The organism is Paracoccus sp. SMMA_5_TC (assembly GCF_009696685.2).
GTDB lineage: Bacteria > Pseudomonadota > Alphaproteobacteria > Rhodobacterales > Rhodobacteraceae > Paracoccus.
The window spans coordinates 1,987,778-2,006,606 of sequence record NZ_CP102355.1; the positions used below are offsets into that span (position 1 = coordinate 1,987,778).

Sequence of the window (18,829 nt, forward strand, 5' to 3'; positions counted from 1 at the left end):
GCATGGGTTGAGGATTATTTCGGAAACCCAGCACGGAGCAGACATATGAACATGATGTGCAATGTCATCGCCTTTCCAGCCCGCCCCGCACATCCACCGCTTCGCCGGCCGAAGCTTCTGGTGCGTGCAGCCCGGGCGGGGCTGTCCCAGTGGAACCGCCGTCGTGATCTGCGACGGGTGCTGAAAAGCGACGACTTGCCCTGTTCTGCAATCGCGTTGCAGAGGTTGCGGACCGAAGAGATGCAATTGAATGCGGCACGTTGCGAAGGGCAGGCCGACTATGACCTGCACCGGCATATCCTGCTGCTGATCGCCATTCTTGCTGAAACGGCCGAGCTTGCCGCGCGCCCGCTGCCGGCGCCGAAAGGCCCTATCTGCTCTTGAGCAGCGATCCCAGAATCCCGCGAACCAGGGCCTGCCCGGTCTTGGTTCCCAACTGCCGGGCCAGGCTTTTGCCGAAAGTGACCGCGATCGAGTCGCTGCCTGCACGGGGACGTTGTTGCGCGGGCTTCGGGATTTGCAGCTGCGGATCGTAACGCCGCCCACGGGTCTTGGGTGCATCCATGCGCCACAAATCGTCGTCAGCGTCAGCCGCGCCGGCCTGCGCGCTGGCGGTTGCGGCCATCTGCGCGCGGCTGGCCAGCAATTCGGCGGCGCTTTCGCGGTCCATCGTCTTGCCATATTTCAACGCCATGGGCGAGGCACTGTTCATCGCTTGGCGATCCGCATCGGCAATTGGTCCAAGCTGTGCCAGCGGCGGGCGGATCAGCGTGCGCTGCACGACGCCCGGCACACCCTTCGCCTCCAGAAGCGAGGTGACGGCCTCGCCCGTGCCGACGGCCTGGATCGCCTCGGCCGTGTCAAAGTCGGGATTGGCACGATAATTCTGCGCGGCCATCTTCAGCGCCTTCTGGTCCTTTGCGGTAAAGGCGCGCAAGGCGTGCTGAATACGATTGCCCAGTTGCCCCAGCACGGATTCCGGCAGATCAGCGGGATTCTGGCTGATGAACCACAAGCTGACTCCCTTGGACCTGATCAGCCGTGCGACTTGCTCGATCTTGGCGACAAGCGCGGGCGGGGCATCGTTGAACAGCAGGTGCGCTTCGTCGAAAAAGAAGGCAATTCGCGGCTTTTCGGGGTCGCCCACCTCGGGCAATTGCTCGAAAAGTTCCGACATCAGCCACAGCAGGAATGTGGCATACAATCTTGGCGCATTCATCAGCCGCTCGGCCGACAGGATGTTGATAACCCCCATCCCCGAGGCATCCAGCCGGATCATGTCCGACAGTTCCAGCGCCGGTTCGCCGAACAGCATGTTGCCGCCTTCGCCCTCCAGCACCAGCAAGGCGCGCTGGATTGCTCCGATCGAGGCCGCCGAGACGTTGCCGTATTTCAGCGACAGTTCCTTCGCGTTCTGCCCGACCCAGACAAGCATTGCCTGCAAGTCCTTCATGTCGAGCAGCGCCAGCCCCTGTTCGTCCGCCACGCGAAAGGCGATGTTCAGCACGCCCTCCTGGGCATCGGTCAGGCCCATCAGGCGCGACAACAACAGCGGACCCATCTCGGCCGGTGTGGTGCGCACCGGGTGCCCACGCTCGCCCCAGATATCCCAGAATGTGACGGGAAAGCTGCGATAGTCCAGCGAGGCACCGATCTGTGCCGCGCGTTTCTCGAACGCCTCGTACAGCTTGCTGTCTTGGCCGCCCGGCTTGGCCAGCCCACCCAGATCGCCCTTGATGTCGGCCAGGAACACCGGCACCCCGGCCAGCGAGAACGATTCGGCCAGTGTCTGCAAGGTGACCGTCTTGCCGGTGCCGGTGGCCCCCGCGATAAGCCCGTGGCGATTGGCATAGCGCAACAGCAATTGCTGGGGACTGGCATGATCGGGCCCGCCGCCGCCGACGAACAGGGTTCCAGCCTCCAGATCCACCAGCTTTGACATATTTCCTCCACCGATCGGCAAAAAAGTGCAGAGCGCACGGAAAAGAACAATACAACCGTAACGATTTTGTGCCAGTCTGATCCTGCCGGACCATCGGCACATGCCTGTGGGTTCGGCTTCCTCCCTGTTGGACTGCCGCGCCTTCGGGCGCGGCTCTTTTCCCGGGGAGGTCGCGTTGCCATCACAAACGGATCGCAAAGATGTCACAATCTGTCGAATAGGACAGTTGACGGCTTGAACGGGGGACTCTAGCTTTCGCGCAATGATGACCGGCCAGTCCGGCAGGGAAGGTAAACAGGAAACCCGGGGCGGCTGTCTTCCGCTTCGGGTTTTCGTGCATTTGCGGCTGTGTCCGCCCGGTGTCAGCACGCAAAGGTGACGGCGCCCGTCGCGAACTGCCCTGACAAGGGTGCAAGCCCGTGCTAGGACCATGCGCGAAACATGGACCAAAGGATGAAAACCATGGCCAACAGGACCACTGCTGCGGTGCTCGCCGCTCTTGTGACCCTTGCCGGCGGTGCCGGCGCAGCGATTGCGCAGGATGCTGCGACCTCGGCCCAGCCCGCGACCGATACGCCGGCTGCCACCCAGACCGAAGCGCCTGCCGAGGCCCCCGCCGCCGCTTCGACGGAAGCTGCGCCTGCTGCCCAGTCGCCCGCCCCGACCGAGGCGCCTGCGGCCGAAGCCGGTGAGCCCAAGGTGGGCCAGCCCTATGCCAAGTCGACGCATGGCGACTGGACCTTGCGTTGCATGAAAACGGAAAGCGGCAAGGATCCCTGCGAGCTTTATCAGCTGATGAAGGACAAGAACGATTCGCCGGTTGCAGAGGCTTCGGTCCTGCCGATGAAAGGCGATGTCTCGGCAGTCATCACCTTCGTTGCGCCGCTGGAAACCGATCTGCAGGCCGGATTGGGGTTGCAGGTCGATAACGGCAAGGATGCCCGTTACCCGTTCATGCTGTGCGCGCCGGTGGGCTGCATCTCGCGTATCGGGATGAAGGATTCCGATCTGGCGCCGCTGAAGCGCGGAAAATCGGCCACCGTGTCGGTCCTGCCCTTCGGCGCTGGCAAGGATGAGCTGGTCAAGCTGCCTCTGTCGCTGTCGGGATTCACCGCCGGCATGGAGGCGCTGATCGCCGCCAACAAGGACGTGACTGCCGAAACCGCCAAGCAGTAAGGCCCAAGGATATCCTTAGCCTGGCCGGTGCAGGTTTCTGCGCCGGCCTTTTGATTCCGCCACGGATCGGTCGGTGCTGCCTAGATTGTCCATCAGAATTTAAGTCACATTCAAACTTTTGGATAAGGTGGCCCGGAGAGTATGCCGATAAGTTCCGCGCACCATACGAGGAGAGACCACACGAGGATGTAGGAGGGGCCTCATTGACTGAAACATCACAAAAACCGCGGGAATTTGCACGTCCCGAAGATGAGAAGCTGGGATTGCTGGCCAACCTTGCCTATGGCATGCAGCACATCCTGACCATGTATGGCGGGATCGTTGCCGTGCCGCTGATCGTGGGGCAGGCGGCGGGGCTGAGCCCGGCCGACATCGGCCTGCTGATTACCGCTTCGCTGTTTGCGGGGGGAATGGCCACGATCCTGCAGACCATAGGGCTGCCCTTCTTTGGTTGCCAGCTGCCGCTGGTCCAGGGGGTATCCTTTGCCGGCGTCGCCACGATGATCGCCATTTCCGCCAATGGCGGGATGCAGGCGATTTTCGGGGCGGTGATCGCGGCATCGCTTCTGGGGCTGCTGATCACCCCCATATTCTCGCGCATCACACGCTTTTTCCCGCCGCTGGTCGCAGGCATCGTCATCACCACCATCGGCTTGACGCTGATGCCGGTGGCCGGTTCCTGGGCCATGGGCGGGAACCGCAACGCCCCCGATTTCGGCAGTCAGGCCAATATCCTGCTGGCGGGTGCCACGATGCTGATCGTGTTGCTGCTGAGCAAGGTCGGCAACGCCACGATCTCGCGGCTGTCGATCCTGTTCGCGTTGGTGATCGGCACCCTCGTTGCCTATGTGCTGGGCATGACCGATTTCAGTCAGGTCACGCAGGGGCCCTATTTCGCCCTGCCGCAGATCTTCCATTTCGGGACGCCTACCTTTGGCGTTGCGGCCACGGTGTCGATGTTCATCGTCATCCTGGTCACACTGGTCGAGACCTCTGCCGACATTTTTGCTGTCGGCGAGATTGTCGAGACCAAGGTGGATTCGCGTCGCCTGGGCGACGGCCTGCGCGCCGACATGCTGTCCAGCGCAATCGCGCCGATCTTCGGATCGTTCACCCAAAGCGCCTTTGCCCAGAACGTCGGCCTGGTGGCCGTGACCGGGGTCAAGAGCCGCTATGTGGTGGCCACCGGCGGGTTGATCCTGGTGGCGCTGGGACTGCTGCCGGTGATGGGGCGCGTGGTCGCCGCGATTCCTGCCCCGGTCCTGGGCGGGGCGGGCATCGTGCTGTTCGGCACTGTCGCCGCCAGCGGTATCCGCACGCTGTCACGCGTGGATTATGCCAACAACATGAACCTCATCATCGTGGCAACCTCGATCGGATTCGGCACGATCCCCATCGTGCTGCCGGATTTCTATCACCACTTTCCGGCATGGGTCTCGACGATCTTTCACAGCGGCATCAGCTCATCGGCGATCATGGCCATTCTGCTGAACCTGGTGTTCAACCACTTCACCACCGGCAATCCGGATCAGCCTTCGGTGTTCGGCGCGGCCGCGGAACGCACCATTCGCTATGCCGATATCGCGCAGCTGCGCGACGGCGATTATTTTGCGGATGGCAAATTGTATGATGCAGAGGGCAACGAAGTGCCGATGCTGAAGCCTTCGGCCCACTGACACAGGCCCCGGCGAAAACTGCGGCGCGTCTGCGAATGCAGGCGCGCCCTTCTTTTTCCTGTGTCATCGGACCAAAAAATGAAAAACCCGGATCGGCTGGCCGATCCGGGTCTGGAATGATGGTGGGCGATAACGGATTTGAACCGCTGACATCTTCGATGTGAACGAAGCGCTCTACCGCTGAGCTAATCGCCCGATGCGCGCTAGATACCCCCAGTGGCCGCCGGCCGCAAGAGGGGCTGCGCCAAAAAAAAAAACGCCCACGGGCGTTCAGAGTTCGCTTGCGCGTCGACGCAGGCGCAGGGTGATGACCTGACCGCCGCTGCCGTCGCTGGACATGGTGATGCGCGCGCGCCCCAAAGGCGGCAGCGCCAGCGTCATTCCGGCGGCAATCGCACGATCAAGTTCGGCCAAAGTTGCCTCGACCACGGGCTTCACATCGGCGCCCCGCAGCCCGGTGCGCCGCGCCACCTGCGCCAGAAGTTCGCGTTTCTGCAAAACCTTGGCCGTTTGGGGTTCGCGGTGATCGGCGCGGGCGACCGCAGGGGATGGCCTCGACATGGGTATGCTCCCTCGATTGTCGGGCGGTGACGAAAAAACCGCGCGGGCTTGCCGCGCGGTTCGATCTCAGTGGGCGATGGCTTCGCCGCTGCTGCCCTGTTCCCGGGCGGTTGCCGACAACCTGCTGGCTTCCGCCGCAGCTTCCTCGGCGGCCTCATCCCATTCGATGGGTTCCGGCATCCGCACCAACGCATGTTGCAAGACCTCGCGCACATGGCTGACGGGGATGATCTGCAAACCCTCCTTGACGTTGGCAGGAATGTCGGCCAGGTCCTTTTCGTTGTCGGCCGGGATCAGCACAGTCTTGATGCCGCCGCGCAGCGCGGCCAGCAGTTTCTCCTTGAGCCCGCCGATCGCCATGGCATTGCCGCGCAGCGAAACCTCGCCGGTCATGGCAATGTCCTTGCGCACCGGGATCTGCGTCAGCACCGACACGATCGAGGTCACCATCGCCAGACCAGCCGACGGCCCGTCCTTTGGTGTGGCGCCGTCGGGGACGTGGACGTGGATGTCGATCGAATCGAACTTAGGCGGCTTCACCCCGATTTGCGGCGCAATCGAGCGCACGTAGCTGGCGGCGGCGTCGATCGATTCCTTCATCACCTCGCCCAGCTTGCCGGTGGTTTTCATCCGGCCCTTGCCGGGCAACTTCAACGCCTCGATCTGCAGCAGATCGCCGCCGACCTGCGTCCAGGCCAGCCCCGTGACCACGCCCACCTGATCGTCCTTTTCCGCCAGCCCATAACGATAGCGGCGAACGCCCAGGTATTCCTCGGCCTTGGCGGGGGTCACCTCGACCGACGTGACCTTGCCCTTCAGGATTTCGGTCACCGCCTTGCGCGCCAGCTTGGCGATTTCGCGCTCGAGCGAGCGCACGCCAGCTTCGCGGGTGTAATAGCGGATGACATGGGTCAGCGCCTCGTCGGTGACGGTGAACTCGCCCTTGCGCAGGCCGTTCGCCGCAATCTGCTTGGGCAGCAGGTGCTGGCGCGCGATCTCGCGTTTTTCATCCTCGGTATAGCCAGACAGGCTGATGATCTCCATCCGGTCCAGAAGCGGGCCGGGCATGTTGTAGCTGTTGGCCGTGGTCACGAACATCACGTCCGACAGATCGTATTCCACCTCGAGATAGTGGTCGACGAAAGTCGCGTTCTGTTCGGGATCCAACACCTCGAGCATGGCGCTGGCCGGGTCGCCACGGAAATCCTGGCCCATCTTGTCGATTTCGTCGAGCAGGATCAGCGGGTTCGTGGTCTTGGCCTTTTTCAGCGCCTGGATGATCTTTCCCGGCATCGAGCCGATATAGGTCCGGCGGTGTCCGCGAATCTCCGACTCGTCGCGCACGCCGCCCAGGCTGATGCGGATGAATTCGCGCCCCGTGGCCCGTGCAACCGACCGACCCAGCGAGGTCTTGCCGACGCCGGGCGGACCGACCAGGCACAGGATCGGACCTTTCAGCTTGGCCGAACGGTTCTGCACTGCCAGATATTCGATGATCCGTTCCTTGACCTTTTCAAGGCCGTAGTGGTCGGCATCCAGCACCTTTTCGGCCTTGCCCAGATCCTTGCGGGTGCGCGACTTGACGCCCCAGGGCAGCGACAGCAGCCAATCCAGATAGTTGCGCGACACGGTCGCTTCGGCCGACATCGGGGACATCGACTTCAGCTTCTTCAGTTCGGCCTCGGCCTTTTCGCGGGCTTCCTTGCTGAATTTGGTCTTTGCGATCTTTTCTTCCAGATCGGCAATTTCGTTCAGCCCGTCCTCGCCATCACCCAGCTCCTTCTGAATGGCCTTCATCTGCTCATTCAGGTAATATTCGCGCTGGGTCTTTTCCATCTGGGTCTTGACGCGCGATTTGATCTTCTTTTCGACCTGCAGGACGGACATTTCACCCTGCATGAGGCCATAGACCTTTTCCAGGCGGTCGGCTGTCACCAGCGTTTCCAGAAGATCCTGTTTCTTGTCCAGGGTAATGCCCAGATGGCCGCTGACCAGATCCGCCAGCCGCGCGGGTTCGCGCGCCTCGGCAACGGCCGAAATGACCTCTTCGGGGATATTCTTGCGCACCTTGACATAGCGCTCGAACTCTTCCGCCACGGCGCGGGTCAGGGCAATCAGGGTTTCTTCGTCGCCGGGTTCCTCGACCAGGGATTCACAGCGAGCCTCGAAATAGGCGTCATTGTCCAGAAACTCGGAAATGCGCACCCGTTCCTTGCCCTCGACCAGAACCTTGACGGTGCCATCGGGCAGTTTCAGCAGTTGCAGTACATTGGCAAGCACGCCGGTGCGAAAGATGCCGTCGGTCGCGGGCTCGTCGACCGCCGCATCCTTTTGCGCCGCCAGCAGAATCGGACGGTCCTGTTCCATCACGGCCTCGAGCGCCCGCACCGACTTTTCGCGCCCGACAAACAGGGGCACGATCATGTGCGGGAACACCACGATATCCCGCAGCGGCAGGACCGGATGGGTCGTATGGGCGAAATCGTTCATGGAATCAGTCCTTTCTCGCCAAGAGGGGCGACCCCCGCAGCAGGCAGTCTGCACCTCTTGCTGGCTGACAAGATAGGAAGCGGCGGCGGCAGGTTCAATGGTTGTTCTGTTCGCAATTTGTTCGAAAGCCTTGCCGCTTGTGAGAATGCAAAAGACCCCCGCTTCTGCGGGGGTCTGCCGTCACGCACCTGGGTGACTGATGCGGGCGATCAGGTCTTGTCGCGGAAGAAGGTGTTGATCTGATCGTCAGCTTCTTCCTTGGTCCAGCCATATTTCTCTTGCAGCTTGCCCGCCAGCTTGTCCTTGCGGCCGGCAACCTCGGTCAGCTCGTCATCGGTCAGGTCGCCCCATTTTTCCTTCACCGAACCTTTCAGCTGGTTCCATTTGCCTTCGATGATATCCCAGTTCATTTCGTCATCCTTCGACTGTTTGGTGTCAGAGGTCGTGTGCCATCTGAACGGCCCGATCGCCGATCCGGTTCCCGCGGAAATCGCATTTGGCAATAGGCAGAGGACAAAGGTCTGATACGCGGGCAAAATAAAATTCGGCCCCGCCAGTGAAAGATGACGACCGGACACGGCGTGTGCCGCGCCGCGCCCGGTCTTGCCGAACCTGTAAAAGAGAAAATCGTTGAACGGCACATCGACCCTGCCGTCAAAGCGCGCGCAATAGAACCTGCCTTTTTGGTGAGGTTGCCGGCCTGCCGGATTGGCCCGGGTTCATTCGCAGAAGATCACGTCCAGAACTGGAAAGATTTGTGGTCGTGATGATAATGCAGATTGCAGCAAGACGGAAAATGGTGCGATGGGGGAAAACAGGGGCAAGGAACGCGAGGCACGCGAACGCCGCCAGGCCGCCAACCGGGCCGAGCGGGCAGCGCGCGCGCAGGCGCGCAAGGCGGAACGTGACCGCAAGCGCGAGGCCGCTGCCCCCCGGGAGGATGTTGTCGCGCCCGAACAGGCGTCGCAGGCGCTGCCCTCGGTTCCCCGTCGGTTGAGCGATGTCTTGCCCCCCGATCTGGATCAGCAGCCCCTGGCGCCGCCTTTTCAGCTTTTGCTGATCGGACAGGGCCAGCGCATCGGTTTGCAGGCGTTGCTGTTCGTGGCCAGCCTGCGCCACAGCGCCCCTGACTGGACCGGCAGCTTGATCGTGGCCGAGCCGCAGCCCCAGGCAGCCTGGCAGGGGCATGATACCCTGATGCCCGATCCGATACGGGGCGCCCTGCAGGAACTGGGCGCGCAGATCGTGCCTTTCGTTGCCTCGCGTTTTGGTGCCGACTATCCCTATGGCAACAAGATCGAGGCGCTTTCGATCCTGTCGTCCGACTTGCCCTTTGTGTTCTTCGACAGCGACACGCTGATCACCGGCCCGATAGAACGTCTGCAATGGGATTTCGCGCGCCCCTCGGCCTCGATGCGGCGGACCGGCACCTGGCCCGAGCCCCCGCCCTACGGACCGGGTTACAGCCAGATATGGAAATCGCTTTACGACCGGTTCGGATTGGATTTCGCATCCTCGCTGGACATGGAACAGCCGGACGAACATTGGGAACGCTATCTGTATTTCAATGCCGGCTGGTTCCTGGGCCAGGACGCAGCGCGTTTCGGATCACTGTTTGCAGATTGGGCTCAGGCCATCCTTGCCGATCCTGGCGAGGCACTGGCCTGCCAGAGCCTGGATCCGTGGCTGGATCAGATCACGCTGCCCCTGGTGATTCATGCACTGGGAGGCGGGCGGCCGGATGCGCGTCTTGCCGGTCTGGACGGCTGGGCAAGCTGTCATTATCGCAACCTGCCGCTGCTTTATGCCCGCGAATCCGACCGTGTTCTGGAACTGGTCGAAACGCTGGCCCGTCACCCGCTGATCGAGCCCGTGCTGCGCAAGGATGGCGCGGCCCAGCGGTTGATCTATGAGGGGCAGGGTCGGCAGGCCATTCGACCGCTCTTCGCTGAGGACGATCCCCCGGCGCCGGAACCTGCGATCCGCAGACGCTTGCGACAGGCAGGTCTGTGGCTGACCTAATCGTCGAACTGCGTTCAGGCCGATTGATCGCTGACACCAATGCCTGATTGGCGATGGAACGCCCTTCCGCCTGCCCGATCTTGCGCGGGTTGATGAACCGATCACCCGCCCATCGCCTTGGCTGACGGCAAACTGCATTTGCAACCGCGACAACAGGCAGGCCCGACCTGATCGCGGCGATGCCCGTCGCGCCTTTGCGCAGGGTCAGGCCGTTGCAGGTTGGACCCGCGCATTCCCATATCCGCTTTGGGTCGTGCCTTTGCTTGTCGCGATGTTCGGCCGCGCTTCCTGTTCAGCGCAGATTTTCCGGCAGCAGCGCCTGGGGCAGATTCTGGTAGCAGACGGGGCGAAGAAAGCGGCGGATCGACAGGGTTCCGACGCTGGTGGCGCCGAAATTGGTGCTGGCAGGATAGGGGCCCCCATGCACCATGGCGTCGCAGACCTCGACCCCGGTCGGATAGCCGTTGGCCAGCACGCGACCGGCCTTGCGCTCCAGAACGGGCATGAGCGTGGCCGCCAGCGCAAGGTCGTCATCATCAAGATGCAGCGTTGCCGTCAGCTGCCCCGGCAGCGACATCGCCAGTTGCCGCATCTGATTGCTGTCGGTGACGCGCACGATCAGCCCCAAAGGTCCGAACACTTCATGTCCCAGCCCGGGGTCGGCCATGAAGGCCGCCCCGGTGGTCTGGTATAGACTGGGCAGTGCTTCGCGTCCGTTTCTGTCGCTACGCAGGACCGCGCGCAGATCGGGGTGACGGTCCAGCCATGCCTGGCCCTGTCGATAGGCCTGGGCGATGCCCTGCGTCAGCATCGTCTGCGGTTCGACCCTGGCCAGGGCCTCGGCTGCCGCCTGCACATAGATATCGGCATCGGCCCCGTCGCGCAGGACGACGATGCCGGGATTGGTGCAGAACTGCCCGGCGCCCAATGTCAGGGACGCGGCCCAGCCCCGGGCGATCTCGGCCCCGCGGCGCGCCAGGGCTGCGGGGAGCACGAACATCGGATTGATGCTTCCCAGTTCGCCAAAGAACGGGATCGGTTCGGGTCGAGCCGCGCAGATGTCGAACAATGCACGCCCCCCGGCGAGGCTGCCGGTAAACCCTACGGCCCGGATCAGCGGATGGCTGACCAGCGCCTGACCGATCTCGTGGCTGTCGCCCTGAATCAGGCTGAAGGTTCCGGGGTGAATGTCGCACTGAACGATGGCGGCATGGACCGCCTCGGCAATGATTTCAGCCGTGCCGGGGTGTGCAGGATGACCCTTGACGACAACCGGACAACCCGCCGCCAGGGCGGCCGCCGTATCGCCTCCGGCGGTCGAGAACGCCAGCGGAAAATTCGAGGCGCCGAACACGGCCACCGGACCGATGGGACGCTGGATCAGGCGAATGTCCGGTCGTGGCGGCTGGCGATCGGGCAGGGCAGGGTCATGACGTCGATCCAGATGCCCGCCTTTTCGCACATGTTCCGCGAAAAGGCGCAGCTGTCCGGTCGTGCGGGCGCGTTCACCGTCAAGGCGGGCGCGGGGAAGTCCGGTTTCGCGGCTGGCGATGTCGGTGATGATTTCGCCGCGGGCCTCGATATGATCGGCAATGCTATCCAGAAAACTGGCCCGAACCATGTCCGGGCAGTGACCATAGCTGGCAAAGGCATCTTCGGCCGCAGCGCATGCCTGATCGATCAGTTCGGGTGTTCCGACCGAAAACCCATGCGACGGCCCCTGCACAGGGTCGTTGTCGAAGCGCGCGGCGGTTCCGATCCAGCTGCCGGCGATCAAGTGGTTGCCATGGGGGCTATAGTGCATTGTCGCGATCCTTTCGCTGCCCATGTCGGAGTGCCTGAGCCGTCATGCCGCGTATTTCTGCACGGCGCCGGGCAGTTCCCGCCAGCTTGCATACCATTCGCGGAACTGCGCGAACTGGCGCTCGGCCCAGGCTTTCTGACTGGGGGTAAGCGCGTCGGTCTCATTGAAGTGCAGCGCATATGCAGCTTCGCCCTGCAAGACCATCAAGTGCTTGTAGTAAAGCACCAGGTCAGGGCCCTCGTCCCAGGATGACAGCACCTCCAGAGCTTCGCCCAGTTCCTGCGCGCGCTGCCTTGCCTCGACATCACCATTGGCGGCTGCGCGGCACAGCGCGACGAAATGCAAGATCTCGCGCGGCAGGACATTGCCGATGCCGGTGATGGTGCCGGTCGCACCGCATTTGACATACCCGTGGTAGACGCCGGTATCCACGCCTGCCATCAGGATCACACTGTCATCGACGCTGGTGATGTGCTCGGCTGCGTAGGTCATGGCCCGAGCGCCGCCGAATTCCTTGAAGCCGACCAGATTCGGATGTTCGGCGCGCAGGGCAAAAAACAGGTCGGCCCGTGTCTCGAATCCGTAATAGGGGCTGTTGTAGATCACGGCCGGCAGATCGGGTGCCGCCTTCAGGATCGCCTGAAAGTGGTGGCGTTGCGCGATCGGGGATGCGCCGCGCGACAGCACCCGTGGAATGACCATCAGCCCGGCGGCGCCAATCTTCTGCGCATGGGCGGCATGGGCAACTGCGCTGGCCGAGTTGACCGCCCCTGTCCCGACGATCACCGGCAGCCCGGCCGCGACCAGACGTTCGACCCCCTGCATGCGCTGGGCATCGGTCAGCAAAGGCCAGTCGCCCATCGACCCGCAATAGACAACCGCCGACATTCCGGCCGCGATCAGTTGCTGCCCCTTGGCGACCAAGGCATCGAAATCGGGCTGCCTGTCGGCAGTGCAGGGGGTCATCAGCGCGGGAATGACGCCGGTAAATATCTGGGTGTTCATACCGATGGCTCCATATGCGTGCGCGGGGCGCGATTCTGCTGGCACCATCCTAATCATTGCATTTTATTTGTCGACAACAAATGCGCAAGAAGCCGCGCGCTGCTGCTTGCGATAGGTCAGCGGGAAGTCAACCTGGGCGCAGCTTGCGCGGCTGTCCTTGCAGGCGGGGTCGGGTCAGAACCGGCCAGAACAGGATCGCAAAACCGCCATAGCCCAGCATCCATGCCGCCGCCGCCAGGTGCAGCGGCCAGATATCGCCGGGCAGGAACCCCGCCGCCCACCGCGCCAGCACTGCCGCAATCACCGCCAGATACAGGGCCGCCACGGGCCACGAGGCATGCAGCGCCCGCCCCGAATGTCCCAGGCTGGCGCGCGTCATCACCGCCAGCGTCATCAACCCGATTGCGCCTGCCAGCCACAGGTGCAGGGCTGCCGCCGTCGCACCGGGAAATATCCCGCTTGCTGCAACGCCCAGAAACCCCAAGGGAACGAAGGCATAGGCCGCGTGCAGCACCCAGACCAGCGGCTCGGCGCCGGTCCGGTGGCCTTGCCAGCGCGACATGCGCCACAGTTGCGCCAGCCCCGTCAGGCCGCAAAGCGCGACCGTGGCGTGTGCCTGCGGCCACAGCGTCCACAGCGCCAGCGCGGCCGCGCTCAGCGCCAGCACCGCGCCATCCCCCCGGTTGAAGGGCACCGGCAGGCGGTCGCCACCCCGCTGCGCCAGCCAGTTGCGGGTAAAGCTGGGAATGATGCGCCCGCCGATCAGCGCAATCAGCATCAAGGCCACAGCCACGCCAGCCCTCAGCACTTCGGCCTGCGCCGGCGCGCCCTGGGTCGCGGCCTGATAGTGGAAAAGGCCATTGGCCGCGATCCAGCCGCCCAGCAGTGCCAGCACCGGCAGGTTGCGCCAGTTGTGGCCTGACAAGATCTCGCGCCCCAGAAAAGCCGCAAGCGCGATCGGCAGCGCAAGATCGGCAAGCAGCACCAATAACGGCGGCATATGCGCCGAAATGGCGACCGCGACCCGGCCCAGAATCCAAAGCCCTGCCAGCCGCGCCAGTGGCCAGCCCACCACCGGCAGGCTGCCCGTCCAGTTCGGCACCGCCGTCAGCAGAAAGCCCGCGATCACCGCGCCAAGATAGCCGAACAGCATTTCGTGCGCATGCCAGGCCACCGGGTCGAAACGCGTGCCCAGGATGTCGTGCCCGCTCAGCATCGCGACCCATATCGCCATGGCCAGCACTGCCCAGATCGCCGCCAGCAGAAAGAACGGTCGAAAGCCGAATCCCAGTATCGCCGGCCCGTTCCAGTTGCGCATCTGTTCTGTCGAGCGTGTCATGACAATCTCCTTGCAGGGGTGTCACTGGCATAGTGCCATAAAACAGGTATTTCAAATACCTGTTTATGCCTGCGACAATGCGTCCGCTCGAAAGTGCCGACAGGTCGCGGTGCCATGTCGGATGAATCGGGCCCGGTCACTTGGGTAATGCGCTCTCGTGCAGCAGGGCCATGATCTCGGCGCCCAGGGCCATGTCGGGGACCGCGCCGAAATGCCGCGCGCGCAGTCGGCCCGCACGATCGATCAGCAGCAGGCTGGGCGTGCCCTCCAGCCCGTAAAGCCGCATGGTGCGGGGCAGGGGGCCGGGATCAGCGGGCATGTCGATGGCGACCGGAAAGCGGATGCGATATTCGTGTAGAAAGGCGCGCAGCGCCGTCGGCGTCATCGCCTGGTGGTGCTCAAAGACGCAATGCAGCCCGATCACGGCCACATCCTCATCGCGGAAGGTCTGGGCGATACGCTGCGCCTGCGGCAGGCCGTGGGTGACACAGCCCGGGCACAGCATCTGGAAACAGGCGACGGCCACCACGCGGCCGCGCAGGCCGGCCAATGTCAGCGGGCCGGGCGTGTTCAGCCATTCCTGGGCCTGAATGGGTGGGGCGAGTTCGGTCATGGCTGGCCCTGATCCTCGGGAAAAGGGGCGGCAGGGGGCCTGCCGCCGCCGTTAGCGTCACTGGTTGATACGGCCCGGCAGGCTGAGATCGCCCGACGCGATCTTGAAGATGTCGCTGACACACAGCAGCGGCGCATGCACATTCGCATTCACCCGCAACCCGGCCGTCACCGCGTCAAAGCCCATGCCCTCGGTCGCGGCGATGTCGTCGAAGGCGACGGCGATCTCGACCGTCTCGCCGCTCAGCACCGGCTGCCAGCCCGGGCTGTCCAGCAGCAGCGGCAGGCCCGGCCAGGTGGCGGGCAGGCTCGGGCTGGCACCTTCGGGAATGTCGATGACCTTCAGCGCGCCGGGGCCGCAGGCATCATCCGGGCCCAGCACCACCCAATGGCTGTGCCACAGATCGCCGTCATTGCCGCGGTCGCCGTCGCGGTTTTCGTCATAAAGCGGCGTATCGTCGAAATCGGGATGCGCGGTGGCCACCATGGCCAGGATGCCGGCCTTGGGCTCGAACCCGACAAGGGCGCTGTCCAGCGTCGTCGGCCAGACATAGGCAAAGACCTGCGATCCCGCCAGGGCGCCGGTCGGTGCAGGGCGGCTTTCGCCCGCCTGGCCCGAGACCGCCATGCGAAAGGTGACAATGCGCCCTTCGCTGCTGACGCGGGCATGGACGATGTCGAAAGGCGCCGGCTGGCCCGCGCTGGCGGTGATGCCGCCTGCGGCGGGGCTGTCCTGGGCCATTCCCGCGCCGCCCGCCAGGGCTGTCGCCAGTGTCAGGCAGGCGGCAAGCGGTATCAGCCGTCGCCGGACCTGCCGTGCCAGGGCCTGATGGTAGTGTCCGTATATCTGTGTCATGGTAACCTGCCTTCCCTTTCAGCAGTGGAGCGGTGGGCAAAAGGGCGCCCGGGCCGTTGCCGCGGTCCTGGGCGTCCAGCTTATGCCGCCGCGCGGAAACGGGCCCACAGGCGGGCCTGATCCTGTTCGGCGGCGGGGTCGTGTTCGCCGCAGTCGATGCGCAGGGCGGCATCGCCAAAGGCGGCGTCCACCAGCGCGCAGTGATGCGGTTGTTCGGCATCATCATGGGCGTGGGGGCGGAAATGGGTGCAGCTGATGCACATGCGCTGCACCGGAATGGCGCGGGCCTGTTGCAGCGCCCTGATAAGGCCGACCAGCCCGCGCTGCATGGCGGCCCTGTCGCTGGCGGGCAGGCTGTCGAGGGCGGCGGTCAGCACATCGGGCGGGGGGGCGGTCGCCTGCGCCACGGACTGTCCCGCGGTCGTCAGCCGCAGCAGCACTGCGCGGCGGTCGGCCGGGTCGCGCTGGCGCTGCACCAGCCCCTTGCGCAGCAGCGCGGCCACGGCGTCGGTCACGGTGGGTTGGCTGATGCCCAGATCCGCGGCCAGCGCGCCCGGACGCAGCGCCCCCCGCGCCAGCAGGCGCGACAGGATCGCCGCCTGCGTCGGATTGACGCCTAACGGTTCGGCTTGCTGCCATGCCTGCGCCCGCAACAGGGTGGCAATGCGGCCAAGCGCGAATCCGATCTGGTCGCTGGACATGGCAGATCCTCCGTCCTCACCATGATACATAGGAATCCTAAGTAATCAATCTGATTTGCGTCACGCAGGATACAGCCGCGCGGATTCGTCGTCCCGGGGTTGGATTCGGCCCGTGCAGCCTGTATGGGCAGCGCAGCGAACATGGACCTGGGTGAAACCCCCGGGTGGCTCTTCCGGCCGCCGATCCGCCGGACAACTGCAACCGATATTCGGATGAACGCGCGATCCGCGGTTCCGCCAAGGGCGGCGCAACCCGGATCGATCTGGAAAGACTTGCATGATTTCATTGAACAACTACCGCACGCAGTGGTTCGGAAACGTCCGCGCTGACCTGCTGGCGGGCCCGGTGGTGGCGCTGGCCCTGATCCCCGAGGCGATCGCCTTTTCCATCATCGCCGGCGTCGATCCCAAGGTGGGGCTTTACGCCAGCTTTTCGATCGCGGTGCTGATCGCATTCGTCGGCGGTCGGCCCGGGATGATCTCGGCCGCGACTGCGGCGACGGCGGTGCTGATGGTGACCCTGGTGCGTGACCACGGGCTGCAATACCTGCTGGCGGCCACGGTGCTGGCCGGGCTGATCCAGATCGCCGCCGGCCTGCTGAAGCTGGGCTTTGTCATGCGCTATGTATCAAAATCGGTGATGACCGGATTTGTGAACGCGCTGGCGATCCTGATCTTCATGGCGCAACTGCCCGAGCTGGACCCGTCAAAGGTCAGCTGGCTGACCTATGCGCTGGTGGCGGGGGGATTGGCCATCATCTATCTGTTTCCCTATGTCACCAAGGCAATCCCTTCGCCCTTGGTCACCATCCTGGTGCTGACCGCCCTGACCATGGCCTTTGGCTGGGAGGTGCGCACCGTCGGCGACATGGGCGCGCTGCCCGATACGCTGCCCGTGTTCCTGATCCCCGACATCCCGCTGACGCTGCAGACGCTGCTGATCATCCTGCCCTATTCGGTGGCGGTCGCGGTGGTGGGCCTGCTGGAAGGCCTGATGACCCAGAACATCGTCGACGACCTGACCGACACCCGATCCGACCGCAATCAGGAATGTATCGGCCAGGGCATCGCCAATACCGCGACCGGCTTCATCGGCGGCATGGCCGGCTGCGCGATGATCGGCCAGTCGATCATCAACGTCAAATCGGGCGGGCGCGGGCGGTTGTCGACTTTCACCGCCGGGGCGGTGCTGCTGGTCCTGGTGGTTTTCCTGGGCGACTGGGTGGCCCGCATCCCGATGCCGGCGCTGGTGGCCATCATGATCATGGTCAGCATCGGCACCTTTTCCTGGTCCTCGATCCGCAACCTGCGGCTGCACCCGCGCTCATCCTCGATCGTGATGATCGCGACGGTGGTCTCGGTGGTCTATACCCATAACCTGGCCATCGGCGTGCTGGTCGGGGTGCTGCTGTCGGGGATATTCTTTGCCGGCAAGATCGCACAGCTGTTCCGCGTGACCTCGACCATCTCGGACGACGGGCGCGAACGCACTTATGTCGTCGAAGGCCAGCTGTTCTATGGCTCGGTCGAGGATTTCATGAATGCCTTCGACTTTCAGGAGGCGCTGGACAAGGTGGTGATCGACGTCAGCCGCGCCCATATCTGGGACATCAGTTCGGTGCAGGCGCTGGACATGGCGGTGCTGAAGTTCCGCCGCGACGGTGCCCGGGTCGAGATCGTCGGCATGAACGAGGCCAGCGAAACCATCGTCGACCGGCTTGCCATCCATGACAAGCCCGGCGCGCTGGACAAGCTGATGGCGCATTGAAAGGGATCATGATGACTGAACAGCACCAGAAGATCGTCGCGCTGGTCGATGGCTCGATCTATTCGGCCAGCCTGTGCGAACATGCGGCCTGGGTTGCGCGGCGCACCGGGGCCCCGGTCGAATTGATCCATGTCCTGGGCCGGCGCGAGGCCCCGGGCCGACAGGATCTGTCCGGCGCCATCGCGCTGGGCGCGCGCACCGCCTTGCTCGAGGAACTGGCGACCCTGGACGCGCAGCGCGCGCGGCTGGCCAGCGAGCGTGGCCGCGCCATCCTGGAGGATGCCCGCGCCATGCTGGAACAGGCCGGCGTGACACAGGTCACCACACGCCTGCGGCATGGCGACATGATCGAAACCGTCGCCGAGGTCGAGGCCGAGGCGCGGGTACTGATGATCGGCAAGCGCGGCGAATCCGCCGATTTCGCCAAGGGGCATCTGGGCTCGAACCTGGAACGCGTGGTGCGGGCCAGCCACCGGCCGGTCCTGGTCGCGGCGCGGGCGTTCCGGCCGATCCAGCGGGTGCTGCTGGCCTTTGACGGCGGTGCCTCGGCGCAGCGGGCGGTCGAACATGTCGCCCGCAGCCCGCTGTTTCAAGGTCTGCCGGTGCGGCTGGTCATGGTGGGCGAGCCGGCCCCGCAGACACAGGCGGCGCTGGCCCGGGCCCAGACCGTGCTGACCGGGGCGGGAATCGCGGCGGATACAGCCGTTCAGCAGGGGCAACCCGAGCAGGTTCTGGGGCAGATGGTCGAAGAAACGCCCTTCGACCTGCTGGTCATGGGCGCCTATGGCCATTCGCGGATTCGCAGCCTGATCATCGGCTCGACTACGACGGCGATGATCCGGTCGTGCAAGGTGCCGGTTGTGCTGATCCGCTGAAC

At 64.1% G+C, this 18,829-nt stretch carries 16 protein-coding genes, 1 tRNA gene and 1 other annotated feature; of the genes, 6 read left to right on the forward strand and 11 right to left on the reverse strand.

Translation table 11 applies throughout. From position 1 onward, the window contains the following. Positions 1 to 54: 54 nt before the first annotated feature. The gene (locus GB880_RS10275) at positions 55 to 384 is read left to right on the forward strand and encodes a DUF6477 family protein (RefSeq protein WP_229774649.1); all 330 of its coding nucleotides are present in this window, start codon (positions 55 to 57) and stop codon (positions 382 to 384) included. On the opposite strand, the gene GB880_RS10280 is transcribed toward GB880_RS10275, so the two are convergent. Then, a complete protein-coding gene (locus GB880_RS10280; protein ID WP_154492645.1) occupies positions 371 to 1,942 on the reverse strand; it encodes a helicase HerA-like domain-containing protein in 1,572 nt (523 codons plus the stop codon). The two genes, GB880_RS10275 and GB880_RS10280, sit on opposite strands and share 14 nt — an antisense overlap. Positions 1,943 to 2,404: 462 nt before the next feature. On the opposite strand from GB880_RS10280, the gene GB880_RS10285 reads away from it, so the two are divergent. Further along, on the forward strand, positions 2,405 to 3,118 hold the full coding sequence (locus tag GB880_RS10285; RefSeq protein ID WP_154492647.1) for an invasion associated locus B family protein: 714 nt from the start codon (positions 2,405 to 2,407) through the stop codon (positions 3,116 to 3,118). A 263-nt stretch (positions 3,119 to 3,381) separates the two neighbouring features. After that, entirely contained in the window at positions 3,382 to 4,794 is a 1,413-nt protein-coding gene (locus tag GB880_RS10290) for a nucleobase:cation symporter-2 family protein (protein ID WP_229774330.1), read from the forward strand. Positions 4,795 to 4,914: 120 nt separating this feature from the next. Here GB880_RS10290 and GB880_RS10295 read toward each other — a convergent pair. The 4 genes from GB880_RS10295 to GB880_RS15885 form a co-directional block, all read right to left on the reverse strand. Then, a tRNA-Val gene (locus GB880_RS10295) sits at positions 4,915 to 4,989 on the reverse strand. Positions 4,990 to 5,064: 75 nt separating this feature from the next. Continuing rightward, positions 5,065 to 5,355: an HU family DNA-binding protein gene (locus tag GB880_RS10300; protein WP_154492649.1), complete on the reverse strand. Its 291-nt coding sequence runs from the start codon at positions 5,353 to 5,355 to the stop codon at positions 5,065 to 5,067. 66 nt (positions 5,356 to 5,421) lie between these two features. Next, positions 5,422 to 7,845, reverse strand: coding sequence for an endopeptidase La (gene lon / locus GB880_RS10305; RefSeq protein WP_154492651.1), 2,424 nt, complete (start codon positions 7,843 to 7,845; stop codon positions 5,422 to 5,424). 209 nt (positions 7,846 to 8,054) lie between these two features. Beyond that, positions 8,055 to 8,486, reverse strand: a complete 432-nt coding sequence (locus GB880_RS15885; protein WP_442793757.1) for a CsbD family protein — start codon at positions 8,484 to 8,486, stop codon at positions 8,055 to 8,057. A 163-nt stretch (positions 8,487 to 8,649) separates the two neighbouring features. On the opposite strand from GB880_RS15885, the gene GB880_RS10315 reads away from it, so the two are divergent. Further along, on the forward strand, positions 8,650 to 9,867 hold the full coding sequence (locus tag GB880_RS10315) for a hypothetical protein (protein ID WP_154492653.1): 1,218 nt from the start codon (positions 8,650 to 8,652) through the stop codon (positions 9,865 to 9,867). Positions 9,868 to 10,159: 292 nt separating this feature from the next. Here GB880_RS10315 and GB880_RS10320 read toward each other — a convergent pair whose 3' ends face one another. The 6 genes from GB880_RS10320 to GB880_RS10345 form a co-directional block, all read right to left on the reverse strand. Beyond that, positions 10,160 to 11,671, reverse strand: coding sequence for an aldehyde dehydrogenase (NADP(+)) (locus GB880_RS10320; RefSeq protein WP_154492655.1), 1,512 nt, complete (start codon positions 11,669 to 11,671; stop codon positions 10,160 to 10,162). 42 nt (positions 11,672 to 11,713) lie between these two features. Continuing rightward, complete coding sequence (locus tag GB880_RS10325; protein ID WP_154492657.1) at positions 11,714 to 12,676, reverse strand: dihydrodipicolinate synthase family protein; 963 nt, start codon at positions 12,674 to 12,676, stop codon at positions 11,714 to 11,716. A gap of 127 nt (positions 12,677 to 12,803) precedes the next feature. Next, positions 12,804 to 14,015: an NnrS family protein gene (locus GB880_RS10330; RefSeq protein ID WP_154492659.1), complete on the reverse strand. Its 1,212-nt coding sequence runs from the start codon at positions 14,013 to 14,015 to the stop codon at positions 12,804 to 12,806. Positions 14,016 to 14,151: 136 nt separating this feature from the next. Then, on the reverse strand, positions 14,152 to 14,628 hold the full coding sequence (locus GB880_RS10335) for a redoxin domain-containing protein (protein ID WP_154492661.1): 477 nt from the start codon (positions 14,626 to 14,628) through the stop codon (positions 14,152 to 14,154). A 57-nt stretch (positions 14,629 to 14,685) separates the two neighbouring features. Continuing rightward, positions 14,686 to 15,483 carry a hypothetical protein gene (locus tag GB880_RS10340; protein WP_229774331.1) on the reverse strand — a complete coding sequence of 266 codons (798 nt, stop codon included), beginning with the start codon at positions 15,481 to 15,483 and terminating at the stop codon, positions 14,686 to 14,688. Between the two features lie 80 nt (positions 15,484 to 15,563). Then, positions 15,564 to 16,184 carry a MarR family winged helix-turn-helix transcriptional regulator gene (locus GB880_RS10345; protein ID WP_263467112.1) on the reverse strand — a complete coding sequence of 207 codons (621 nt, stop codon included), beginning with the start codon at positions 16,182 to 16,184 and terminating at the stop codon, positions 15,564 to 15,566. A gap of 140 nt (positions 16,185 to 16,324) precedes the next feature. Further along, positions 16,325 to 16,382 (forward strand) — a sequence feature (sul1 is cis-regulatory element that is thought to sense ions involved in sulfur or methionine metabolism; They are found in Alphaproteobacteria). 79 nt (positions 16,383 to 16,461) lie between these two features. Between GB880_RS10345 and GB880_RS10350 the strand changes: the two genes are divergently transcribed. Together GB880_RS10350 and GB880_RS10355 are read left to right on the forward strand one after the other, a co-directional pair. After that, positions 16,462 to 17,952 carry a SulP family inorganic anion transporter gene (locus GB880_RS10350; RefSeq protein WP_154492278.1) on the forward strand — a complete coding sequence of 497 codons (1,491 nt, stop codon included), beginning with the start codon at positions 16,462 to 16,464 and terminating at the stop codon, positions 17,950 to 17,952. Positions 17,953 to 17,960: 8 nt separating this feature from the next. Continuing rightward, complete coding sequence (locus GB880_RS10355) at positions 17,961 to 18,827, forward strand: universal stress protein (protein ID WP_442793758.1); 867 nt, start codon at positions 17,961 to 17,963, stop codon at positions 18,825 to 18,827. The last annotated feature ends 2 nt before the right edge of the window (positions 18,828 to 18,829 follow it).

Excerpts from the sequence above, each read along its gene's own strand:
- GB880_RS10345 (WP_263467112.1), bottom strand. The coding sequence starts at position 16,184 with ATGTCCAGCGACCAGATCGGATTCGCGCTTGGCCGCATTGCCACCCTG.
- GB880_RS10325 (WP_154492657.1), bottom strand. The coding sequence starts at position 12,676 with ATGAACACCCAGATATTTACCGGCGTCATTCCCGCGCTGATGACCCCC.
- GB880_RS10315 (WP_154492653.1), top strand. The coding sequence starts at position 8,650 with ATGGGGGAAAACAGGGGCAAGGAACGCGAGGCACGCGAACGCCGCCAG.
- GB880_RS10275 (WP_229774649.1), top strand. The coding sequence starts at position 55 with ATGTGCAATGTCATCGCCTTTCCAGCCCGCCCCGCACATCCACCGCTT.
- GB880_RS10300 (WP_154492649.1), bottom strand. The coding sequence starts at position 5,355 with ATGTCGAGGCCATCCCCTGCGGTCGCCCGCGCCGATCACCGCGAACCC.
- GB880_RS10355 (WP_442793758.1), top strand. The coding sequence starts at position 17,961 with ATGATGACTGAACAGCACCAGAAGATCGTCGCGCTGGTCGATGGCTCG.
- GB880_RS10350 (WP_154492278.1), top strand. The coding sequence starts at position 16,462 with ATGATTTCATTGAACAACTACCGCACGCAGTGGTTCGGAAACGTCCGC.
- GB880_RS10320 (WP_154492655.1), bottom strand. The coding sequence starts at position 11,671 with ATGCACTATAGCCCCCATGGCAACCACTTGATCGCCGGCAGCTGGATC.
- lon (WP_154492651.1), bottom strand. The coding sequence starts at position 7,845 with ATGAACGATTTCGCCCATACGACCCATCCGGTCCTGCCGCTGCGGGAT.
- GB880_RS10285 (WP_154492647.1), top strand. The coding sequence starts at position 2,405 with ATGGCCAACAGGACCACTGCTGCGGTGCTCGCCGCTCTTGTGACCCTT.
- GB880_RS10340 (WP_229774331.1), bottom strand. The coding sequence starts at position 15,483 with ATGACACAGATATACGGACACTACCATCAGGCCCTGGCACGGCAGGTC.
- GB880_RS10335 (WP_154492661.1), bottom strand. The coding sequence starts at position 14,628 with ATGACCGAACTCGCCCCACCCATTCAGGCCCAGGAATGGCTGAACACG.
- GB880_RS10330 (WP_154492659.1), bottom strand. The coding sequence starts at position 14,015 with ATGACACGCTCGACAGAACAGATGCGCAACTGGAACGGGCCGGCGATA.
- GB880_RS10280 (WP_154492645.1), bottom strand. The coding sequence starts at position 1,942 with ATGTCAAAGCTGGTGGATCTGGAGGCTGGAACCCTGTTCGTCGGCGGC.